Source organism: Saccharopolyspora sp. ID03-671 (genome assembly GCF_045278815.1).
Classification (GTDB): Bacteria; Actinomycetota; Actinomycetes; order Mycobacteriales; family Pseudonocardiaceae; genus Saccharopolyspora; species Saccharopolyspora ipomoeae.
Genome location: NZ_CP134054.1, coordinates 3,949,596 through 3,968,027 on the forward strand (window position 1 = coordinate 3,949,596; position 18,432 = coordinate 3,968,027).

20 protein-coding genes and 1 tRNA gene are annotated in these 18,432 nt (G+C 68.3%); 15 read left to right on the forward strand and 6 right to left on the reverse strand.

What is annotated here, in order from left to right; translation table 11 throughout:
• Nucleotides 1-317 precede the first annotated feature (317 nt).
• Nucleotides 318-722: an SSI family serine proteinase inhibitor gene (locus tag REH65_RS18085; protein WP_406688416.1), complete on the forward strand. Its 405-nt coding sequence runs from the start codon at nt 318-320 to the stop codon at nt 720-722.
• 230 nt (nt 723-952) lie between these two features.
• Here the strand turns inward: REH65_RS18085 and REH65_RS18090 are convergent, their stop codons facing one another.
• Entirely contained in the window at nt 953-1,645 is a 693-nt protein-coding gene (locus tag REH65_RS18090) for a class I SAM-dependent methyltransferase (RefSeq protein WP_406688417.1), read from the reverse strand.
• Between the two features lie 78 nt (nt 1,646-1,723).
• Between REH65_RS18090 and REH65_RS18095 the strand changes: the two genes are divergently transcribed.
• A complete protein-coding gene (locus REH65_RS18095; protein ID WP_406688418.1) occupies nt 1,724-2,164 on the forward strand; it encodes a nitroreductase family deazaflavin-dependent oxidoreductase in 441 nt (146 codons plus the stop codon).
• Between the two features lie 2 nt (nt 2,165-2,166).
• On the opposite strand, the gene REH65_RS18100 is transcribed toward REH65_RS18095, so the two are convergent.
• The gene (locus REH65_RS18100) at nt 2,167-2,640 is read right to left on the reverse strand and encodes an OsmC family protein (protein ID WP_406688419.1); all 474 of its coding nucleotides are present in this window, start codon (nt 2,638-2,640) and stop codon (nt 2,167-2,169) included.
• A gap of 77 nt (nt 2,641-2,717) precedes the next feature.
• Nucleotides 2,718-2,791 (reverse strand) — tRNA-Gly (locus REH65_RS18105).
• 90 nt (nt 2,792-2,881) lie between these two features.
• On the opposite strand from REH65_RS18105, the gene dcd reads away from it, so the two are divergent.
• The gene (dcd, locus tag REH65_RS18110) at nt 2,882-3,463 is read left to right on the forward strand and encodes a dCTP deaminase (RefSeq protein WP_281457515.1); all 582 of its coding nucleotides are present in this window, start codon (nt 2,882-2,884) and stop codon (nt 3,461-3,463) included.
• 495 nt (nt 3,464-3,958) lie between these two features.
• A complete protein-coding gene (locus REH65_RS18115; RefSeq protein WP_406688420.1) occupies nt 3,959-5,362 on the forward strand; it encodes a sugar porter family MFS transporter in 1,404 nt (467 codons plus the stop codon).
• 61 nt (nt 5,363-5,423) lie between these two features.
• Here REH65_RS18115 and REH65_RS18120 read toward each other — a convergent pair whose 3' ends face one another.
• A complete protein-coding gene (locus REH65_RS18120) occupies nt 5,424-5,639 on the reverse strand; it encodes a hypothetical protein (RefSeq protein WP_406688421.1) in 216 nt (71 codons plus the stop codon).
• Nucleotides 5,640-5,718: 79 nt separating this feature from the next.
• Between REH65_RS18120 and REH65_RS18125 the strand changes: the two genes are divergently transcribed.
• Nucleotides 5,719-6,564: a helix-turn-helix domain-containing protein gene (locus tag REH65_RS18125; protein ID WP_406688422.1), complete on the forward strand. Its 846-nt coding sequence runs from the start codon at nt 5,719-5,721 to the stop codon at nt 6,562-6,564.
• A 12-nt stretch (nt 6,565-6,576) separates the two neighbouring features.
• Nucleotides 6,577-6,765, forward strand: coding sequence for a DUF397 domain-containing protein (locus REH65_RS18130; protein ID WP_406688423.1), 189 nt, complete (start codon nt 6,577-6,579; stop codon nt 6,763-6,765).
• A 50-nt stretch (nt 6,766-6,815) separates the two neighbouring features.
• On the opposite strand, the gene REH65_RS18135 is transcribed toward REH65_RS18130, so the two are convergent.
• Nucleotides 6,816-9,044, reverse strand: a complete 2,229-nt coding sequence (locus REH65_RS18135; RefSeq protein WP_406688424.1) for a (Fe-S)-binding protein — start codon at nt 9,042-9,044, stop codon at nt 6,816-6,818.
• 376 nt (nt 9,045-9,420) lie between these two features.
• Between REH65_RS18135 and REH65_RS18140 the strand changes: the two genes are divergently transcribed.
• From REH65_RS18140 to REH65_RS18170, 7 genes are all read left to right on the forward strand, one after another.
• The gene (locus REH65_RS18140; protein WP_406688425.1) at nt 9,421-9,834 is read left to right on the forward strand and encodes a DUF1707 domain-containing protein; all 414 of its coding nucleotides are present in this window, start codon (nt 9,421-9,423) and stop codon (nt 9,832-9,834) included.
• 78 nt (nt 9,835-9,912) lie between these two features.
• The gene (locus REH65_RS18145) at nt 9,913-10,236 is read left to right on the forward strand and encodes a multidrug efflux SMR transporter (RefSeq protein ID WP_281458576.1); all 324 of its coding nucleotides are present in this window, start codon (nt 9,913-9,915) and stop codon (nt 10,234-10,236) included.
• Nucleotides 10,237-10,250: 14 nt separating this feature from the next.
• A complete protein-coding gene (locus tag REH65_RS18150; protein ID WP_406688426.1) occupies nt 10,251-10,862 on the forward strand; it encodes a TetR/AcrR family transcriptional regulator in 612 nt (203 codons plus the stop codon).
• Between the two features lie 231 nt (nt 10,863-11,093).
• Nucleotides 11,094-12,962, forward strand: coding sequence for a molecular chaperone DnaK (gene dnaK / locus REH65_RS18155; protein WP_281458578.1), 1,869 nt, complete (start codon nt 11,094-11,096; stop codon nt 12,960-12,962).
• Between the two features lie 17 nt (nt 12,963-12,979).
• Nucleotides 12,980-13,660: a nucleotide exchange factor GrpE gene (grpE, locus tag REH65_RS18160; RefSeq protein WP_406693192.1), complete on the forward strand. Its 681-nt coding sequence runs from the start codon at nt 12,980-12,982 to the stop codon at nt 13,658-13,660.
• 25 nt (nt 13,661-13,685) lie between these two features.
• A complete protein-coding gene (gene dnaJ / locus REH65_RS18165) occupies nt 13,686-14,885 on the forward strand; it encodes a molecular chaperone DnaJ (RefSeq protein ID WP_281458579.1) in 1,200 nt (399 codons plus the stop codon).
• Nucleotides 14,886-14,928: 43 nt separating this feature from the next.
• Nucleotides 14,929-15,357 (forward strand): heat shock protein transcriptional repressor HspR, encoded by a 429-nt coding sequence (locus REH65_RS18170; protein WP_281458631.1) that lies wholly within the window; start codon nt 14,929-14,931, stop codon nt 15,355-15,357.
• Nucleotides 15,358-15,592: 235 nt separating this feature from the next.
• Here the strand turns inward: REH65_RS18170 and REH65_RS18175 are convergent, their stop codons facing one another.
• On the reverse strand, nt 15,593-16,765 hold the full coding sequence (locus tag REH65_RS18175; protein WP_406688427.1) for an FAD-binding oxidoreductase: 1,173 nt from the start codon (nt 16,763-16,765) through the stop codon (nt 15,593-15,595).
• A gap of 282 nt (nt 16,766-17,047) precedes the next feature.
• Here REH65_RS18175 and REH65_RS18180 point away from each other — a divergent pair, with 282 nt between their 5' ends.
• A complete protein-coding gene (locus REH65_RS18180) occupies nt 17,048-17,779 on the forward strand; it encodes a pyridoxamine 5'-phosphate oxidase family protein (RefSeq protein WP_406693193.1) in 732 nt (243 codons plus the stop codon).
• A 177-nt stretch (nt 17,780-17,956) separates the two neighbouring features.
• Nucleotides 17,957-18,343 carry a MarR family winged helix-turn-helix transcriptional regulator gene (locus tag REH65_RS18185; RefSeq protein ID WP_406688428.1) on the forward strand — a complete coding sequence of 129 codons (387 nt, stop codon included), beginning with the start codon at nt 17,957-17,959 and terminating at the stop codon, nt 18,341-18,343.
• Nucleotides 18,344-18,432 lie beyond the last annotated feature (89 nt).

The window sequence follows — 18,432 nt, forward strand, 5'->3', positions numbered from 1 at the left end:
TGCCCGATTTCAATGGAAATCAGGGTCCTGGTTTCCGTTGAAACCGGGACTTGAATTCCGTTGACATCACAACAAGAGCGAGAAGTCCTCAGTGGACGCGATTACTACTAGTGCGTGAAGTTCCTTGCGATGTCGCTGGTTTAGGTGACATGAGGCTACGTCGGGTAGTGCAGTAGCGTGTGGATCGCCCGGCGCGGACGAGTCGTCCGCCCTCCCGAGCGTTCGCGAGGAACCGTTGGCGCGCAGTGGTTTTGCCGTCCGGGGATTTCTCGCCCCCAGTCGGTCACGACTTCCCGCAGCAGGAGAGTTGAGGAACGGTGTTTGCGAAACTGACTCGTCGAGTGCTCCTGGCCACCGCGCTCCTCGCCGGAACCGCCGTCGTCCCCGGGATCGCCACCGCGGCGCCGACCGCGGCCCCCGACAGCACGATGCGGCTGACCGTGAAGAGCGACGTCCTCACCGCGAACAAGTTCGGTGAGCTCAAGTGTCACCCGTCCGGGGGCACCCATCAGCACGCCGCGAAGGCGTGCGAAGAGCTGGAGAAGGTCAACGGGAACTTCACCGCGATGCAGGCGAACCTCGGCAAGGTCTGCACGCTGGAGCACCAGCCGGTCACGGCCACGATCGAGGGCAAGTGGCGCGGCAAGGAGATCCGCTACACCCAGACCTACTCCAACAGCTGCACGCTTCAGGTCAAGACCGGCGTGGTCTTCGACCTCTGAGGGACCCTGCTCGGCGGGCTCGCGTGGGGGCCCGCCGAGCAGCGGGTCAGGTGTGGTCGCGACGTACCCAGGCGGCCAGTCCGGTGCCGAGGATGAGGAAGCCGGAGCCGCACAGAGCGACCAGTTGTGCCCATGCCATGCGATCACTCCTCAGTCGAGTACCCGCGCACCGTAGCTCCGAGGCCGTGACCGCTCGGGGGATCTCGCGCGGCGATCCGCGCGGGTGGGCTCTAACGGGTGAAGAGCGCCCGCCACGAACTCGTCTCCGGGTTCGCCGGAAGCGGCAACCGCTCGATCTTCTCCGGCCGCAGCCCTCCGGTGGCGAACGCGTCGATCTCGCCGCGGGTCAGCGGCCACGGCGGCCCGTCCACCTCGACGCCCTCCTCGCGGATGCCCGAGATGACCAGCAGTTCGCCGCCGGGCGCGACCATGCCGGCGACGCGCTCGGTGGCCTCGGCGCGCAGCGACGGCGGCATCGACTGCACCGTGATCGACTCCAGCACGAGGTCGAACGCGCCGATCCACTCGGCGGGCGGGTTCAGCAGGTCGGCCGTCACGTACTCGACGTCGGAGCCGGGGTGGCGCCGGCGTGCCTCGCGGATCGCGGTCGCGGAGATGTCGAACGCCGTGGTCCGGAATCCCAGCGAGGCGAGGAACTCGGCGTCGCGCCCGTACCCGCAGCCCACCACGAGGGCCGAACGGCCGGAGCCGTCGACGTCGCGCCCCCACTCGGGCAGCAAGGCGTGCGGCACCGGGATGTCCCACGGCACGACGGCCTGGCCGCCGGACGCGGCGGCGTAGAGCGGCTCGAACCACCCCGTCGGCTCACCGTTGGCCAGGGCCTCACCGGCGAAGCGGCTCGCATCGGCATCCCGCGGATCCATCTTCTCCCCCAAGATCAGCTCGTATCGGAACCGGAACATCTTCCCAGCTCTGTCCACCGATTTTCCCGGACAGCGGTGCGGAACCTGTGCTCTGCTGGGGAGGTGACGGATCTGGCGGTGAAGTTGCTTCGCACCAGGTGGCTCGTCCGCGCGCCCATCTGGCTGTTCCGCGCCCGCCTGGGCGTGGTGTTCGGGTCTCGGCTGCTCATGCTGGAGCACGTCGGCCGGAAGTCCGGTCAACCTCGCTACGCGGTCCTCGAGGTCGTGGACCGGACGGACACCGGCTACGTGCTGGCCGCCGGGTTCGGCGAGCGCACCCAGTGGCTGCGCAACCTCGACGCCCACCCGAACGCCCACGTCTCGATCGGCACCCGCACGCGCATCCCGGTCACGGCCCGCAGGCTCACCGCCGAGGAAGTCGCCGCCACCCTCCGCCGCTACGAGACCCGGCACCCCAAGGCCTGGGCCCGCCTCCGCCCCGTCTTCGAGAAGACCCTCGAAGCCCCGATCGGAACGACCCTGCCGATGATCGCCCTGACCGAGGCCCCTTCCGCTTGAGGTCAGAGCACGTGGGCTTCGGGTTTGTGGTGGATGGGGAAGTTGACCGAGCGGGCGATGAAGCAGACCTCGTGGATCTTCGAGTGCAGGGCGTTGGCCTCGTCGATGGTGGCGGGGTCGGTGACGGTCACCCGGGGGCGGAGGGTGACCTCGGTCAGCTGGCCGCCTCCCCCGTGCTCGTCCATCGTCATGACGCCGTGGGCGTCGTCCTCGTAGTCGATGACCGTGATGCCGGCGTTCGCGCAGAGGTGGAGGTACCAGAGCATGTGGCACTGGGCGACCGTCGCGACCAGCAGTTCTTCCGGGTTCCAGCGGGACCGATCGCCCCGGAACGCCGGGTCCGCCGAGGCCGCGATCGGTGCTTTCCCCTCGGCGAGGATCTCGTGCGAGCGGCTGAAGGTGCGGTAGCCGTCGGTGCCGGTCCCGAGGTTGCCGGTCCACTCGATCGACACGTCGTAACCATGTGTTTCCGCCATCAGGCGAGCCTAGGGAACCGGCCCGACAACGAAGGCCCAGGCGAAGCTGTGCGCTTCTGACCTGGGCCTTCGGGAGTTGGAGCGGATGACGGGAATCGAACCCGCGTTCTCAGCTTGGGAAGCTGATGTTCTACCATTGAACTACATCCGCAGTGGTCGTGACGGTGTACTCCGTCCGACGGTGCGTAGATTAGCACGGTGGGCGGGCAAGATCGACATAGGCTCCCGATACCCTTGTGTCGTGCTGCTGAGTGATCGGGACCTGCGTAAAGAGCTGGACGAGGGACGCCTCGAACTGGATCCGTTCGACCCCTCGATGATCCAGCCGTCGAGCATCGACGTGCGGCTGGACCGCTACTTCCGGGTCTTCGACAACACCCGGTACACCCACATCGACCCGTCGAAGCAGCAGGACGAGCTGACCTCGCTGGTGGAGACGCCCGAGGGCGAGCCGTTCGTGCTGCACCCGGGCGAGTTCGTGCTGGGGTCGACGTTCGAGGCGGTGAAGCTGCCCGACGACCTGGCCAGCCGGCTGGAGGGCAAGTCGTCGCTGGGGCGGCTCGGACTGCTGACGCACTCCACGGCCGGGTTCATCGACCCCGGGTTCAGCGGCCACATCACGCTGGAGCTGTCGAACGTGGCGAACCTGCCGATCACCCTGTGGCCGGGGATGAAGATCGGGCAGCTGTGCCTGCTGCGGCTGTCCAGCCCTGCGGACTTCCCGTACGGCTCGAAGGAAGCGGGTTCCCGCTACCAGGGGCAGCGCGGTCCGACGTCCTCCCGCGCCTACCTCAACTTCAAGGTCACCGACACCCGCCGCTGAGCGACCCCCACGCCGCGAACCCACGCCCCGCCCACGCCCCGCCCACGCCCCGACCTCCGTCGCGGAGCGGTGGTCCCGTGAGGTGCTCGCCGCGGCAGTGGACAGTTTTAGCCATCATCACCCATGATCAAGATCCCTTTTGTCCGGATAGTTATGGCTAAAACTGCCCACTGCCAACGGGCGTTGTCACCGTGACCGGCCGCCGACGGCTGGAGCGCGGGGCGGAGGTGGATGCTGTCGGTGATCGTGCGCGTTCGTGCGATCGGGGGTGGTCGCGAGCGCGGTGGGGAACCGGTTGGTAACTGTTCGCGTTCCCAGGGAATGTGACGTTTTGCCAGGTAAGGGCTGTTGCCTGCGGATTCTTGCGGCGTGAAGCAAATCACCCTGAATCGAGCAAGGCAAGTGCGGGGTTAAGAACTTACGATCCCCGACGCCCGGCGCTCTGGAACGATCCCGCAACGGGGCGGATCGGCGTGTGGGCAAGCGGGAGAATCGATGTCCGCATTGCAGTCGCGTGCCTCGGGCGGAACCGCCAAGCTCGGGCACGTGGTGATGATCGCCGGGGCTGCGGCTCTCGGCGGCTTCTTGTTCGGGTACGACACCTCCGTGATCAACGGCGGCGTCGACGCGATCCAGGAGCACTTCGGCGTCGGCTCGGCGATGACCGGTCTGACCGTGTCGTCGGCGCTGCTGGGGTCGGCCGTCGGTGCCGGCATCGCCGGTGGTCTGGCGGACCGGATCGGTCGGATCCGGGTCATGCAGGTCGCCGCCGTGCTGTTCATCATCAGCGCCATCGGCTCGGCCGTTCCCTTCGCGATCTGGGACCTGGCGATCTGGCGCGTGGTCGGCGGTGTCGCGATCGGCATCGCCTCGGTGATCGCCCCGGCCTACATCGCCGAGGTGGCACCCGCTGAGTACCGGGGCAGGCTCGCCTCGTTGCAGCAGTTGGCGATCGTGCTCGGCATCGCCGTGTCGCAGCTGGTCAACTACGCCCTGGCGGCGTTCGCGGGCGGCAGCGCCTCCGGGATGCTGGGGCCGATCCAGGCGTGGCAGTGGATGCTGGGCGTGGCCGCGATCCCGGCCGTGGTCTACCTGGTCGTCGCCTCCTCGATCCCCGAGTCCCCGCGCTACCTGGTGGCCGCGGGCAAGGTCGACCGGGCGCGCGAGGTGCTGACCAAGATCGAGCCCGGTGACGTCGACGGCAAGATCGGCGAGATCCAGGCGGCCCTGGGCGAGACGAAGCCGAAGCTGAGCGACCTGCGCGGCAAGTTCGGCGTGCTGCCGATCGTCTGGGTCGGCATGGCCATCGCGGCGTTGCAGCAGTTCGTCGGCATCAACGTGATCTTCTACTACTCGTCGTCGCTGTGGCACTCGGTCGGCATCAACGAGGAGAGCTCGCTGCTGCTGAGCCTGTTCACGTCGATCGTGAACATCATCGGCACGTTGGTGGCGATCGCGCTGGTCGACAAGATCGGCCGCAAGCCGCTGCTGATCATCGGTTCGGTCGGCATGACGGTCTCGCTGGCCGTGACCGGCTGGGCCTTCAGCTTCGCCCAGGTCGTCGGCGAGGACGCCGTGCTGCCCGCGCAGTGGGGTGTCGTCGCGCTGATCTCGGCGAGCGCGTTCGTGCTGTTCTTCGCCGCCTCGTGGGGCGTCGTGATGTGGGTGCTGCTGGGCGAGATGTTCCCGGCTCGCATTCGCGCCGCGGCCCTGGCGCTGGGCACCGCGACGAACTGGATCGCGAACTGGCTGGTGACGGTGTCCTTCCCGAGCATGCGGGACTGGAACCTGCCGGTCACGTACTTCATCTACGCGGCGTTCGCGGCGCTGTCGGTGGTGTTCGTGGTCAAGTACCTGAAGGAGACCAACGGCCGCTCCCTGGAGGAGATGGGCAGCTGATCCCTCCAGCCAGCCGATCGAGGGCCGTTCCCGCGGGTGGGGAACGGCCCTCGATCACTTCTCAGGGCTGCGGGAAGTAGAGCGCGAGGTCGAAGAGCCGGCCGAAGCGCTCGTCGGCGCTCTCGACCGTGTCGAAGACCGCGAACTGGCTCTTGCCCTGCTCCCGCCAGTACAGAACGGCTCTAGTCTCCAGCTCCATGCCCCAGAGCCGCACGTGGTCGGGGTCCGGAGTCCCGTCGATGTTCTTCTCGGCCAGGCCGAAGATCCTCGGTGTCATTGCGTAGAGGATCCGGGCGGGAGTCCCCCGATGGGATCACCGCAATCGGGAATCCCGGTGACGGGTTCCCGCTGCGATCATGGAATTCGTGCGCACCAGCCCCACTTTCCGGCGGCGTCGGCTCGCGCGCCGGATACGGCGGTTGCGCGAGGACGCCGGGATCACCCAGGAGCAGGCCGCCGCTGCGCTCGACATGTCGACAAGTGCGCTCAGCCGCAAGGAGACCGGCGAGGTCGCCACCTCGGTGCACGAAGTGCGCTCGATGATGGACCTCTACGACGCCTACGACCCGGGACTGGTCGACCTGGCCAGGTCGGCGAAGGCGAAACCCTGGTGGCACGCCTACGGCATTACCAGCCGCGGTTATTACGACTTGGAAGAAGAAGCTGCTGTCGTTCGTGATTGGCAGTCCACATACGTCCCGGGCTTGCTGCAGACCGAGGGCTACGCGCGCGCTGTCTTTGAGGGCGTGGGCGTTCTCAAGCCGGGCGAGATCCACAAGGCCGTTGCTGCACGGATGCTGCGACGACACCGATTGCACGATCCCGAAGTGCCGCTGTGCTTCTCGGCGGTGATGGACGAATCGGTGTTGTGGCGGCCGGTCGGTGGGCCGAACGTGATGCGAAAACAGTTCGCCGCACTGCTGGAGTTCATGGAGCTACCAACTGTGACGCTGCAGATCATGCCTATCGGGACGGGATCTCATCGCGGATTGGAAGGCTCGTTCACACTGCTCAGCTACGGGGACGCGGAGGAGAACGACGTCCTGTTCCTGGAGCACGCGGTCGGATCGCTGCATATCGACAAGCCCGAGGCGGTCGCGACTGCAGCGTCGATCTTCGACCGGCTGCGGTCCAGTGCCTTGAACGCCGACGATTCGGCGGCGCTCATCAGTCGGTTAATGTCCGACTGCTATCCCGAGTGAAGGCGCGGATTCATGGATTTTTCGGATGCTCAGTGGCGCAAGAGCAGTCGTAGCGGCGGCGGAGGCGATGGGAATTGCGTTGAGGTCGCTTTCGTCAGCGAGGTCGTTGCGGTGCGGGATTCCAAGGAACCGGACGGCCCGGCGCTGGTGTTCCCAGCCGAGTCCTGGCGGCGGTTCTTAACAACCCTCAACGGTCGCTGACAGCAAGAAGGGCGCCTCCCGCACGGGAGGCGCCCTTCAGCGTTTTTCGGTCAGCTGCCGGCGGGTTCGGGTTCGGCGGCGCCGTCCTTCTTGTCGTCGCCGCGCTTGACGGCGTTGAGCAGGAGCTGGGCGACGTCGACGACCTCGACGGACTCGTTGGCGACCTGCTCCGACTTCCGGGTCGTGACGCCGTCGGAGAGCATCACCTTGCAGAACGGGCAACCGGTGGCGATCTTCGAGGGGGCGGTGCCCAGGGCCTCGTCGACGCGCTCCAGGTTGATCCGCTTGCCGATGCGCTCCTCCATCCACATGCGGGCACCACCGGCGCCGCAGCACATGGAGCGCTCCTCGTGGCGCGGCATCTCGCGGAAGGTCGCGCCCGCGGCGCCGACCAGGTCGCGCGGCGGCGTGTAGACCTTGTTGTGCCGTCCCAGGTAGCAGGGGTCGTGGTAGGTCACGTCCTCGGCGACCGGGGCGACCGGGGTCAGGCGCTTCTCCCGCACCAGCTTGTTCAGCAGCTGGGTGTGGTGGACGACCTCGTAGTTGCCGCCGAGCTCGGAGTACTCGTTGGCGAGGCTGTTGAAGCAGTGCGCGCAGGTCGCGACGATCTTGCGCTTGCCCGGCTCGCGGTCCTCGAACACCGAGTTCAGGACCTCGACGTTCTGCTGGGCCATCATCTGGAAGATGAACTCGTTGCCCGCGCGGCGGGCCGGGTCACCGGTGCAGGACTCCTCCGGGCCCAGCACCTTGTACTTCACGCCCGCCATGTGCAGCAGCTCGGCGACGGCCTGGGTGGTCTTCTTCGCGCGGTCCTCGAAGGCACCGGCGCAGCCGACCCAGAACAGGTACTCGTCGTCCTCGGCGAGCTCACCGTCGAAGACCGGGACCTCGAAGTCCAGGTCCTCGGTCCAGGCCAGCCGGTCCTTGGCGTTCTGGCCCCACGGGTTGCCCTTGTTCTCCAGGTTCTTGAACATCCCGCCCAGCTCGGTCGGGAAGTTCGACTCGATCATGACCTGGTAGCGGCGCATGTCGACGATGTGGTCGACGTGCTCGATGTCCACCGGGCACTGCTCCACGCAGGCACCGCAGGAGGTGCAGGACCACAGCACCTCGGGGTCGATGACGCCCATCTCCTCCGGGCCGCCGACCAGCGGGCGCTCGGCCTCGGCCAGCGCGAGAGCGTCGATCTTGGCCAGCTTCTCCTCGGCGCCGTCACCGGTGATGCCGACCTCGTCGCCGGCCATGTCCTTGCTGCCACCGGCGAGCAGGTACGGGGCCTTGGCGTAGGCGTGGTCGCGCAGCTGCGTGATCAGCATCTTCGGCGACAGCGGCTTGCCGGTGTTCCAGGCCGGGCACTGCGACTGGCAGCGACCGCACTCGGTGCAGGTCGTGAAGTCCAGCCAGCCCTTCCAGGAGAAGTCCTCGACCTTGCCCGCGCCGAACACGTCGGTGTCCGGGTCGGCCTCCTCGAAGTCCAGCGGCTTGCCGCCCGACATCATCGGCTTGACCGCGCCCAGGGCGACGTCGCCGTCGTCCTCGCGCTTGAAGTAGATGTTGAAGAACGCCGAGAACCGGTGCCAGGCGACGCCCATCGTCATGGTGCGGGCGACGACGATCAGCCAGACGGTGGCGCTCATCAGCTTGATGAAGGCGAACACCGAGACCAGGTTCTCGCTGGCGGGCAGCAGGTGACCGATCGGGCCGGAGACGAACTCCGCCCACAGCGGCATCTCGTGCACGCCCAGCGCGGTCTTGGCGGCGCGGACACCGATGATGCCGATGCCCTCGACCAGCACGACGGCCTCGATGAAGTAGGCCCAGGCGAAGTTGGAGCCCTGGAACCGCGAGACGCGGCCCGCGCGACGCGGGTGGTTGGCCTGGCGGATCGCCATCAGCACCAGGATGCCGACGATCGTGCCGACGCCCAGGACCTCCATGAGGAAGTGGAAGATTGCCAGGTCGTCGAGGATCGGCCAGCCCCAGGTGGGGACGAAGACCTCGCCGTAGGCCTCGAACAGGGCAAGGGAGCCGAGCAGGAAGCCCCACATGACCAGCCAGTGCCACACGCCGACGTGGCGGAACTTGTTCATCCGGGTGTGCGCGGCGAACTCCTTGACCAGCGTGGCCAGACGTGCCAGAGCCGGACCGTTCCGGGTGCCGTCGGGTTGCCCGAGGCGGATGATCCGCACGAATCGGGCGATGGTCATGGCGAACATGCTCCACGCGACGACGCCGAGCGCGACTGAGATCGCGCCAAGCGTGATCTGCACAGCACCCATGCTCGTGGCCTCCTGTTTCGGGGGTTGTCCGTTTGGGGAGCGTACGCCCTGTTACCCGCTGGTAACCACGGGGGCTGGGGCGTGAATTCGGGAACAGTCGGTGATTCTGCGAGACCCCAGGTCGAAAAACTACTTGGGCGGTCGTTCAGTTTTCTGCTATTTTCGCAGTGGGCACGACCGCCGATCGGTGTCCGGGGGTAACGGGTGTTTCGGGAGTTGTCGCTGCTGAACGCCCGAGGCGTGCGGAGCGCATCTCGCCGGTTCACCACCGGGGCGGTGTCGATCAAGGCAAACTGACGAGTAGATGTGCGATTTTCGCCACGTAATTGATCGAGTGAGCCTCGCGTTCGGTCAATCCACACCTGGGGTAAGGGCGATGGTGGATCCCAGCGACGGCGATATGCGGGCGTCCGACGCCGACCGCGAGCAGGTCGCGCAGCGGCTGCGGGTGGCGCTCGACGAGGGGCGGCTGACCGTCGCCGAGTACGACGAGCGGCTGCAGCAGGCCTTCGCCGCAACGACGTTCGGCGAGCTCGAACCGCTGACCCGCGATCTGCCGGAGTCGAAGCCCTCCGCCGAGCTCGCCGAGCGCGAGGAGCACAGGGCGAAGATGGCCAAGGAGTGGCGGGACTGGGCGGGCGGCGCGGTCATCATGATCGCGATCTGGGGCGTGACCTCGGTCGTCTCCGGTGATCTGATCGCGTTCTGGCCCGCCATCCCGCTCGTGATCTGGGCGGCCGTGATCCTCGCGACCTCGATCGAGGGGCCGGGGAAGAAGAAGCGCGACTGACCTCTTGCGTCCTCCTGGCCCGGGCGGACGTGTCCAAACAAAGTTGGGCGATCGCCCATGATTCTCAGGAGGGATTTCGTGGCCTACGTGCTGCTGGTGCTGGCGATCTGCAGCGAAGTCGTCGGGACCGTCTCGCTGAAGCTGTCCGAGGGCTTCAGCAAGCTTGCGCCGTCGGTGGTGGTCGTGGTGGCCTACGCGGTCGCGTTCACCGCCATGAGCGCGGTGCTCAAGCTCGGCCTGCCGGTCGGCGTCGTCTACGCCATCTGGGCCGGGGCCGGGGTCGCGCTGGTCGCCATCATCGGGGCGGTGTTCCTCGGCGAGTCGATCACCGCGGTGCAGATCGGCGGCATCGCGCTCATCATCGGCGGGGTCGTGGCACTGGAACTGGGAGGCGCGCATTGACCTCGGGAACCGCATTGACCTCGGGATCGGGGGCCGAGGTGACCGACGGGCGACGGCTCAAGGGCGAGCGTCGCCGCCGGGCGATCGTCGACGCGGCGCTGCGGGTCGTGGCCCGCGAGGGCGTCGGGGCGGTCAGCCACCGCAACGTCGCGCGCGAGGCCGGCGTGCCGCCCGCGTCGATCGCCTACTACTTCGACGGCATCGACGACCTGCTGGTCGCCAGCCTGCTCGACGGGTGCGAAGCGCTGGTCGAGCAGATCACCGCCGTGCGCGAGGAGGTCACCGACAACACTCAGTGGCCGCGCGCCATCGCCGAACTGCTCGTCCGCATGATCACCGAGCAGCGCGAGCGCACCATCGGCGAGTACGAGCTCTACCTCCTCGCCGCCCGGCGTCCGGCCCTCCGGCCCGCCGCCCGCCGCTGGCTCGACCTCATCCGCGGCAACATCAACGACGGCGACGACGGCGAGGACCCGGTCATCAGCGCCTTCATCGCGGGCATGGACGGCCTCCTCATCCAGGCCCTCATCGCCGACGAACCCCCGTCGGTCGACGACCTCGAACCCGTCCTCCGCTTCCTGATGCACCCCTACGACTACCTGGGCGTGCCTTCCTCCCCGGCATGACCTCGTCCGCTGCGGCCGGTGGCGACCGGTCCGGCGTGTCGGGTGGGTCACCCGGTGGGGTGGCCGGGAACTGAAAGCGCTGGTGGGGCGTTGGGTAGGCAGAAAGCTTGAGTGAGCCTTGCTCAACCCGTTTGACGTGCGTTGGGACCGTGGGTAAAACTTGAGCTAGCAAGGCTCAAGGGCCCGCGACGGCGCTTGGGCGGACTGGACTAAGTACTGGAGGAACCACCCATGGCGCGAGCGGTCGGCATCGACCTGGGGACGACCAACTCCGTCGTTTCCGTCCTGGAGGGCGGTGAAGCGACGGTGATCGCCAACTCCGAGGGCTCGCGGACCACGCCGTCCATCGTGGCCTTCGCGAAGAACGGCGAGATCCTCACCGGTCAGCCCGCGAAGAACCAGGCCGTCACCAACGTGGACCGCACCATCCGGTCGGTCAAGCGGCACATGGGCACCGACTGGAAGGTCGGCATCGACGACAAGGACTACACGCCGCAGGAGATCTCCGCGCGAGTCCTGATGAAGCTCAAGCGCGACGCCGAGGCGTACCTGGGCGAGGACGTGACCGACGCGGTCATCACCGTCCCCGCCTACTTCGAGGACGCCCAGCGCCAGGCCACCAAGGAAGCCGGCCAGATCGCCGGCCTCAACGTGCTGCGCATCGTCAACGAGCCGACCGCCGCGGCCCTGGCCTACGGCCTCGACAAGGGCGAGTCCGAGCAGACGATCCTCGTCTTCGACCTCGGTGGCGGCACCTTCGACGTCTCGCTGCTGGAGATCGGCGAGGGCGTCGTCGAGGTCCGCGCCACCTCCGGTGACAACCACCTCGGTGGTGACGACTGGGACGAGCGCATCGTCGAGTGGCTGGTCGAGAAGTTCAAGTCGTCCAACGGGATCGACCTGACCAAGGACCGCATGGCCATGCAGCGGATCAAGGAAGCCGCCGAGAAGGCCAAGATCGAGCTGTCGTCCTCCTCGACCGCGGGCATCAACCTGCCCTACATCACCGTCGACGGCGACAAGAACCCGCTGTTCCTCGACGAGACGCTGTCGCGCGCCGAGTTCCAGCGCATCACCTCCGACCTGCTGGAGCGCTGCCGCAAGCCGTTCGAGGCCGTCATCCGCGACGCCGGCATCAAGCTCTCCGAGATCGACCACGTCGTGCTCGTGGGTGGTTCCACCCGCATGCCGGCCGTGTCCGAGCTGGTCAAGGACCTGACCGGCGGTCGCGAGCCGAACAAGGGCGTGAACCCGGACGAGGTCGTCGCCGTCGGCGCCAGCCTGCAGGCCGGTGTGCTGCGCGGTGAGGTCAAGGACGTCCTGCTGCTCGACGTCACCCCGCTGTCCCTGGGCATCGAGACCAAGGGCGGCATCATGACCAAGCTGATCGAGCGCAACACCACGATCCCGACCAAGCGCTCCGAGACCTTCACCACCGCCGACGACAACCAGCCGTCGGTGCAGATCCAGGTCTTCCAGGGCGAGCGCGAGATCGCCGCGCACAACAAGAAGCTCGGCATGTTCGAGCTGACCGGCCTGCCGCCGGCGCCGCGCGGCGTCCCGCAGATCGAGGTCACCTTCGACATCGACGCCAACGGCATCGTGCACGTCTCCGCCAAGGACCTCGGCACCGGCAAGGAGCAGTCGATGACCATCACCGGCGGCTCGGCGCTGCCGAAGGAGGACATCGAGCGGATGGTCTCCGACGCCGAGGCCCACGCCGACGAGGACAAGAAGCGTCGCGAGGAGGCCGAGGCCCGCAACCAGGCCGAGACCCTCGTCTACCAGACCGAGAAGGTCCTCAAGGAGAACGACGAGAAGCTGCCCGAGGAGACCAAGACCAAGGTCAAGGGCGCGATCGACGAGGTCAACGAGGCCCTGAAGGGCGAGGACGTCGACGCCATCTCCAGCGCCGTCGAGAAGCTGGCCACCGAGTCGCAGGCGCTGGGCCAGGCCCTCTACGCCGACGCCGGTGCCGCCGCCGCGGGCGACGCGGGTGCCGGTGACGCCGCGGGCGAGGCCGGTGCCGGTTCGTCGGCCAAGGACGACGACGTGGTGGACGCCGAGATCGTCGACGACGAGGACGAGAAGAAGAAGTGACTTCGGACAGCCCCGAGATGTCGCGCAACGAAGGCGAGCAGGAGCCGGTGATCGTCCGGGATCGGCGTCGCATCGACCCCGAGACCGGCGAGCGCCGGACCCCCGCTCCGAACGGAGACGAGGCTCAGGTGTCCGAAAGCATCTCCGGCACCCTCGACGAGGAGCTCGGCCAGGCCGACGAGCAGGCCGAGCAGCCCGTCGACGGTGCTGCCCCGGAGGCCGGGGAGTCCGGTGGCCTGCAGAAGCAGGTCGACGAGCTCACCGCGGACCTCAAGCGGGTCACCGCCGAGTACGCGAACTACCGCAAGCGGGTGGAACGCGACCGCGAGTCGGTGATCGCCGCCGCCAAGGCGTCGGTCGCGGGCGACCTGCTGACCGTGCTGGACGACCTGGAGCGGGCCGAGGCGCACGGCGACCTCAACGGCGCGTTCAAGTCGGTGGCCGACAAGCTCGTCGGCGCGCTGAACTCCGCGGGTCTGGAGGCGTTCGGTGCCGAGGGCGACGAGTTCGACCCGTCGGTGCACGAGGCCGTCCAGCACACCACCTCCTCGGAGGTGTCCGGGCCGACCGTCACCACGGTGATGCGTCGGGGTTACCGGTTCGGTGAGCGGGTGCTGCGCCCGGCGATGGTCGCGGTGACCGACTACGAGGCGGACGAGAGTCCCGCCGAGGCCGCCGAGTCCAGCGAACAAGAGTGATCAGGAGCGGAAGGAGGAGCGTCCGGTGAGTGCCAGGGAATGGCTCGACAAGGATTTCTACGCTGAACTGGGCGTTTCCTCCGATGCTTCGTCGGACGACATCAAGAAGGCGTACCGGAAGCTGGCGCGGGAGAACCACCCCGACGCCAACCCCGGCAACTCCCGGGCCGAGGCCAAGTTCAAGGCGGTCTCCGAGGCCTACGGGGTGCTGTCCGACCCCGACAAGCGCAAGCAGTACGACGAGGCCCGCCGGCTCTTCGGATCCGGCGGCTTCGGCGGCGGGGGCGGCGGTTTCGGCGCCCCGGGCGGTTTCGGCGGACCGGGTGGTGCCGGTGGCGGCTTCGACCTCGGAGACCTCTTCGGCGGTCAGCAGGGGGCCGGTGGCCTGGGCGACCTGTTCGGCGGGTTGTTCGGCAACCGGCGTCCCGGCAGCGGCGCCGGAGCGGGCGCGGGCACGGCCAACCGGCCGCGCCGCGGCGCCGACGTCGAGACCGAGGTGCGCATCGACTTCTACGAGGCGGTGCGCGGTGCCACGGTGCCGCTGCGGCTGTCGAGCCCGGCGACCTGCCAGACCTGCCGGGGTTCGGGCGCCAAGCCCGGGACCCGGCCGCGCGGCTGCTCCACCTGCGGTGGATCCGGTCTGGTCACCCGCAACCAGGGCGCGTTCGCGTTCAGCGAGCCGTGCCCGGACTGCCGCGGCCGCGGCCAGATCATCGACACGCCGTGCGAGGACTGCGCGGGCGAGGGCGTCAGCACCCGCAGCCGGACGCTGACCGTGCGCATCCCGCCGGGTGTGGACGACGGGCAGCGGATCAGGCTGGCCGGGCAGGGCGAGCCGGGCCGCCAGGGAGCGACCGCGGGTGATCTCTTCGTCGTCGTGCACGTCAACGCGAACAAGGTGTTCGGACGATCCGGTGATGATCTGACGATCACGGTTCCGGTCACCTTCCCGGAACTCGCGCTGGGCACTACGTTGACGGTGCCGACCCTGGACGGGAAGGTCTCGCTGAAGGTTCCCGAGGGGACCAGCAGCGGGCGGACCTTCCGGGTGCGTGGCAAGGGCGTGGGCAAGAAGGCCGGTGGCAACGGGGATCTCCTGGTGACGCTGCAGGTCGCGGTGCCGTCGAAGCTCGACGACGCGGCGACGCGGGCGTTGCAGGAGTACGCCGAGGCCACGGCTGACCACGACCCGCGCAGCGAGCTGAACGAGTTGCTCGGGAGGTAGGCATGGCCGGCCGCATGACGGGTCCGGAGGGATCGGACCGGAGATGGGATTCGCGTTCCCGCCCGGTTCCAACGAGGACACCCCGATGTTCGTGATCTCGGTGGCGGCGCAGCTGTCCGGTCTGCACGCGCAGACGCTGCGCAGCTACGACCGGCTGGGCCTGGTCTCGCCGGGGCGCACCGCGGCCGGCGGCCGGCGCTACTCGCTGCGCGACATCGCGCTGCTGCGCGAGGTCCAGCGGCTCTCCCAGGAGGAGGGCGTCAACCTGGCCGGGATCAAGCGCATCATCGATCTGGAGAACCAGGTGGACGCGCTGCAGTCCAAGGTCGCCGAGCTGACCGAGGAGGTCGCGGCGGCCTACGCCGCGGCGGAGTCGGCGGCGGCGCAGGTCCACGCCTCCTACCGCCGGGACCTGGTCCCGGTCCGCCAGGAGACCGCGCTGGTGGTCTGGAAGCCCAACCGCAAGCGCTGACCTCAGCACCGGAAAGAGGCGCCTCCCCACCCGGGGAGGCGCCTCTTCTCGTCAGTCAAGCGACGGAGTCGCTTTCTCCTTCACCACCTAAGGCGCTTGCACCGCCGGGGGTTCTGAGCGGTGCTGTGGCGAGCACACCGCGACGCCGTGTATTGGCATACATCAGGAGTGGCGCGCGGAGTCCACAGCGCCGCTCAGGTTCCCCCACCCGCACCGCTGAGCAAGATGAGTGGCGTCAGTCCAACGTAAAAGGGTCGTAGCGGATGTGGTCGAGGGTGGTGCCCGCGACCAGCATCTTCGAGACGGTGGCTCGGATCATGGCCGGGGAGCCGGAGACCAGGACGTCCCAGTCCTCCCAGGCGCCGTAGCGGGAGACGACGTCGGCGATGGTGCCGTGCTCGACCCCGTCGACGTTCGGGTCGTTCTCCAGCACGCCGGTGACCGTGAGCCACGGGTTCTGCATCGCGATGCGGCGCAGGTTGTCCAGGTCGTAGAGGTCGTCGCGGGTGCGCCCGCCGTAGAAGAGCTGGACGCGCGGGTTCTCGCCGTACTGGGCGAGGTCGTCGATGATCGCGCGCAGCGGCGTGACACCGGTGCCGCCGCCGATCATGAGGATGTCCGGCGAGTTCTCCCGGTCCACGGTCAGCCGCCCCATCGGCGAGCCGATCCGCCACTGGTCGCCGGGCCGGGCGTGCCCGACCAGCGCGCGGCTGACCCAGCCGCCCTCGACGGAGCGGACGTGGAACTCCATGACGCCGTCGTCGCTGGGCGCGTTGGCCGGGGACAGGTAGCGCCACAGCCGCGGCCGCTGCGGGACCTCGACGCTGACGTACTGACCGGGCTGGTAGGGCACCGGGTGATCGGTCTGCACCCGGATCACGGCGAGATCCCAGCTCAGCCGCTCGTGGTGCAGGACCTGGCCGGTGTACCAGGCGGGACCGTCGTCGGCGGCCGCCGCCTCGGTCATCGCCGAGGCCATGACGGTGTAGGCCTCCGCCCAGGCGCGCTCGACCTGGTCGGTCCAGGCGTCACCGGCGAAGCGCTTGATGGAGGCCAGCAGCGCGGTGCCGACCGCTTCGTAGTGCTGCGTCACGACGCCGAACTTGCGGTGGTCGCGGCCCAGCTGCTGCAGGAAGGGCAGCAGCTCGTCGGGCTTGTCGACCATCTGGATGACGTGCACGAGCGCCCTCAGCAGGCGGCTTCGCTGCACCTCCATGTTGGCGGCGAACAGCTCGCGGGTTTGCGGCGCGATGCTGAACAAGGTGCCGTAGAAGAACTTGGCCACCTCGTCTGAGTGCGGCTCGACCACCGCGAAGCTCTCGCGGATGAGTCGAACCATCTTGCTCACGCCGGAGTTGGACGGCTCGTTGTTCGGGGGCGGACCGGGGCTCAGTACGGCGTTCGTCATCGTTTCGGGCGCAGTCTTCTCCACGTTGGCGGCAGTCACCTGGGGCGGGCGCAACCGCTACCTGCAAACGTCCCCCGACATCAGGGGCGACCCTAACCGCTGATCGCAAGGACGTCTGCCTTGATGGCACTTTTGAGTGCTTTTTAACTACCTCGCGTAGATAATCCATCAATCGGTCGGGGGAAAGCTAGTGGGCAACCTGTTACCGAAGGGGGCGACGTGACACTGTGGCCCGCTGTGACCCCCGATCACATCAACCCGGTCGGCGTGGCTCCCGAAGCCATGCTGGACCTCGAGTTATCCGACCCGGCAGCACCCCCCGTCCCGATCCCGACCCCGATCTCCGCTCTGGTGGAGTCCCAGCTCAACGACCCGTTCCGGCAGGAATCCCCGACTCTGCCGGGCTCGGCGGGCGAGCACCTCCTGCAGAGCGCCTACGGCACCGAGAAGCGGGCCCGCCGCTTCTACGACGACCAGGTGCTGGACCGCCTCAACGCCGAGATGAAGGAGTTCATCGGGCGCATGGAGCTGGCCTTCGTGGCCACCTCCGACGCGCGCGGCGAGTGCGACTCCAGCCTCCGGGCGGGTCCGCCCGGCTTCATCGAGGTCCTCGACGACCAGCACGTCTGCTACCCGGAGTACCGGGGCAACGGCGTGATGGCGAGCCTCGGCAACATCAGCGAGAACCCGCACGTCGGGATCCTGCTGGTGGACTTCGTGACCGACCTGATCGGCCTGCACGTCAACGGCAAGGCCCGCATCGTCGAGGACGCCGACCTGCGCGGCATCTACCCCGCGCTGCCCTCGGAGTTCGACCGCGGCCGCACGCCCGAGCGGTGGGTGGTGGTGCAGGTCGAGGAGGCCTACATCCACTGCCGCAAGCACATCCCCCGGATGATGCCGGTGCTGCGGGAGCGGACCTGGGGCACCGACGACGTCAAGCGCAAGGGCGGTGACTACTTCGGGGCCAAGGGCATGCCGCGCCCCTGGCACGAGGTGACCGCGGGCAGCTGACCTGCCGAGTTCCGGCCTGGTGCACCGCCGCTCAGGTGCGCTCCCTAGAGTGGGCGTCCCTAGAGTGGGGCGAAACGGTCGGAACGCAGGGAGCGAAGTGAGCGAGCAGGACGCCGAGTTCGTGGAGGAGGACCCGCGCGCCGGGAGGCCGCCGAGGAGGTCGAACGCGAGCTCGTGATGATGTTCCGCAACGCCCGGAACCTCTCGACCCACGTCGCCGCGCTGGTGCACCCGGACCTCGACCCCGCCTCGTACACGCTGCTGCTCATGGTCGCCAACGAGGGACCGCTGCGCGGCATGGACCTGGCCGGCCGCACCGGCCTGGACAAGTCGACCGTCTCCCGGCAGATCGCCACCCTCGTCGACCTCGGCCTGCTGGAGCGCGCCCCCGACCCGGACGACGGCCGCGCTCGCCGCATCCAGCTCTCCGACCTCGGCTCCGAGCGGCTGGAGCGGGTGCGCGCCGAGCGGCGCAAGCACCTGCACGGCCAGTTCGCCAGCTGGAGCACCCAGGACCTCGCGGATCTCGCCCGCCTGCTGGGCAAGCTGAACCAGACCAGCTGACCCCCGGCTGAATCGTCGCCTATCAGGCAAAACGGCCAAAAACGGCCGGTGTCGCGCGTCACCCCCACTTCAGTTGCGTGCTGCAACCA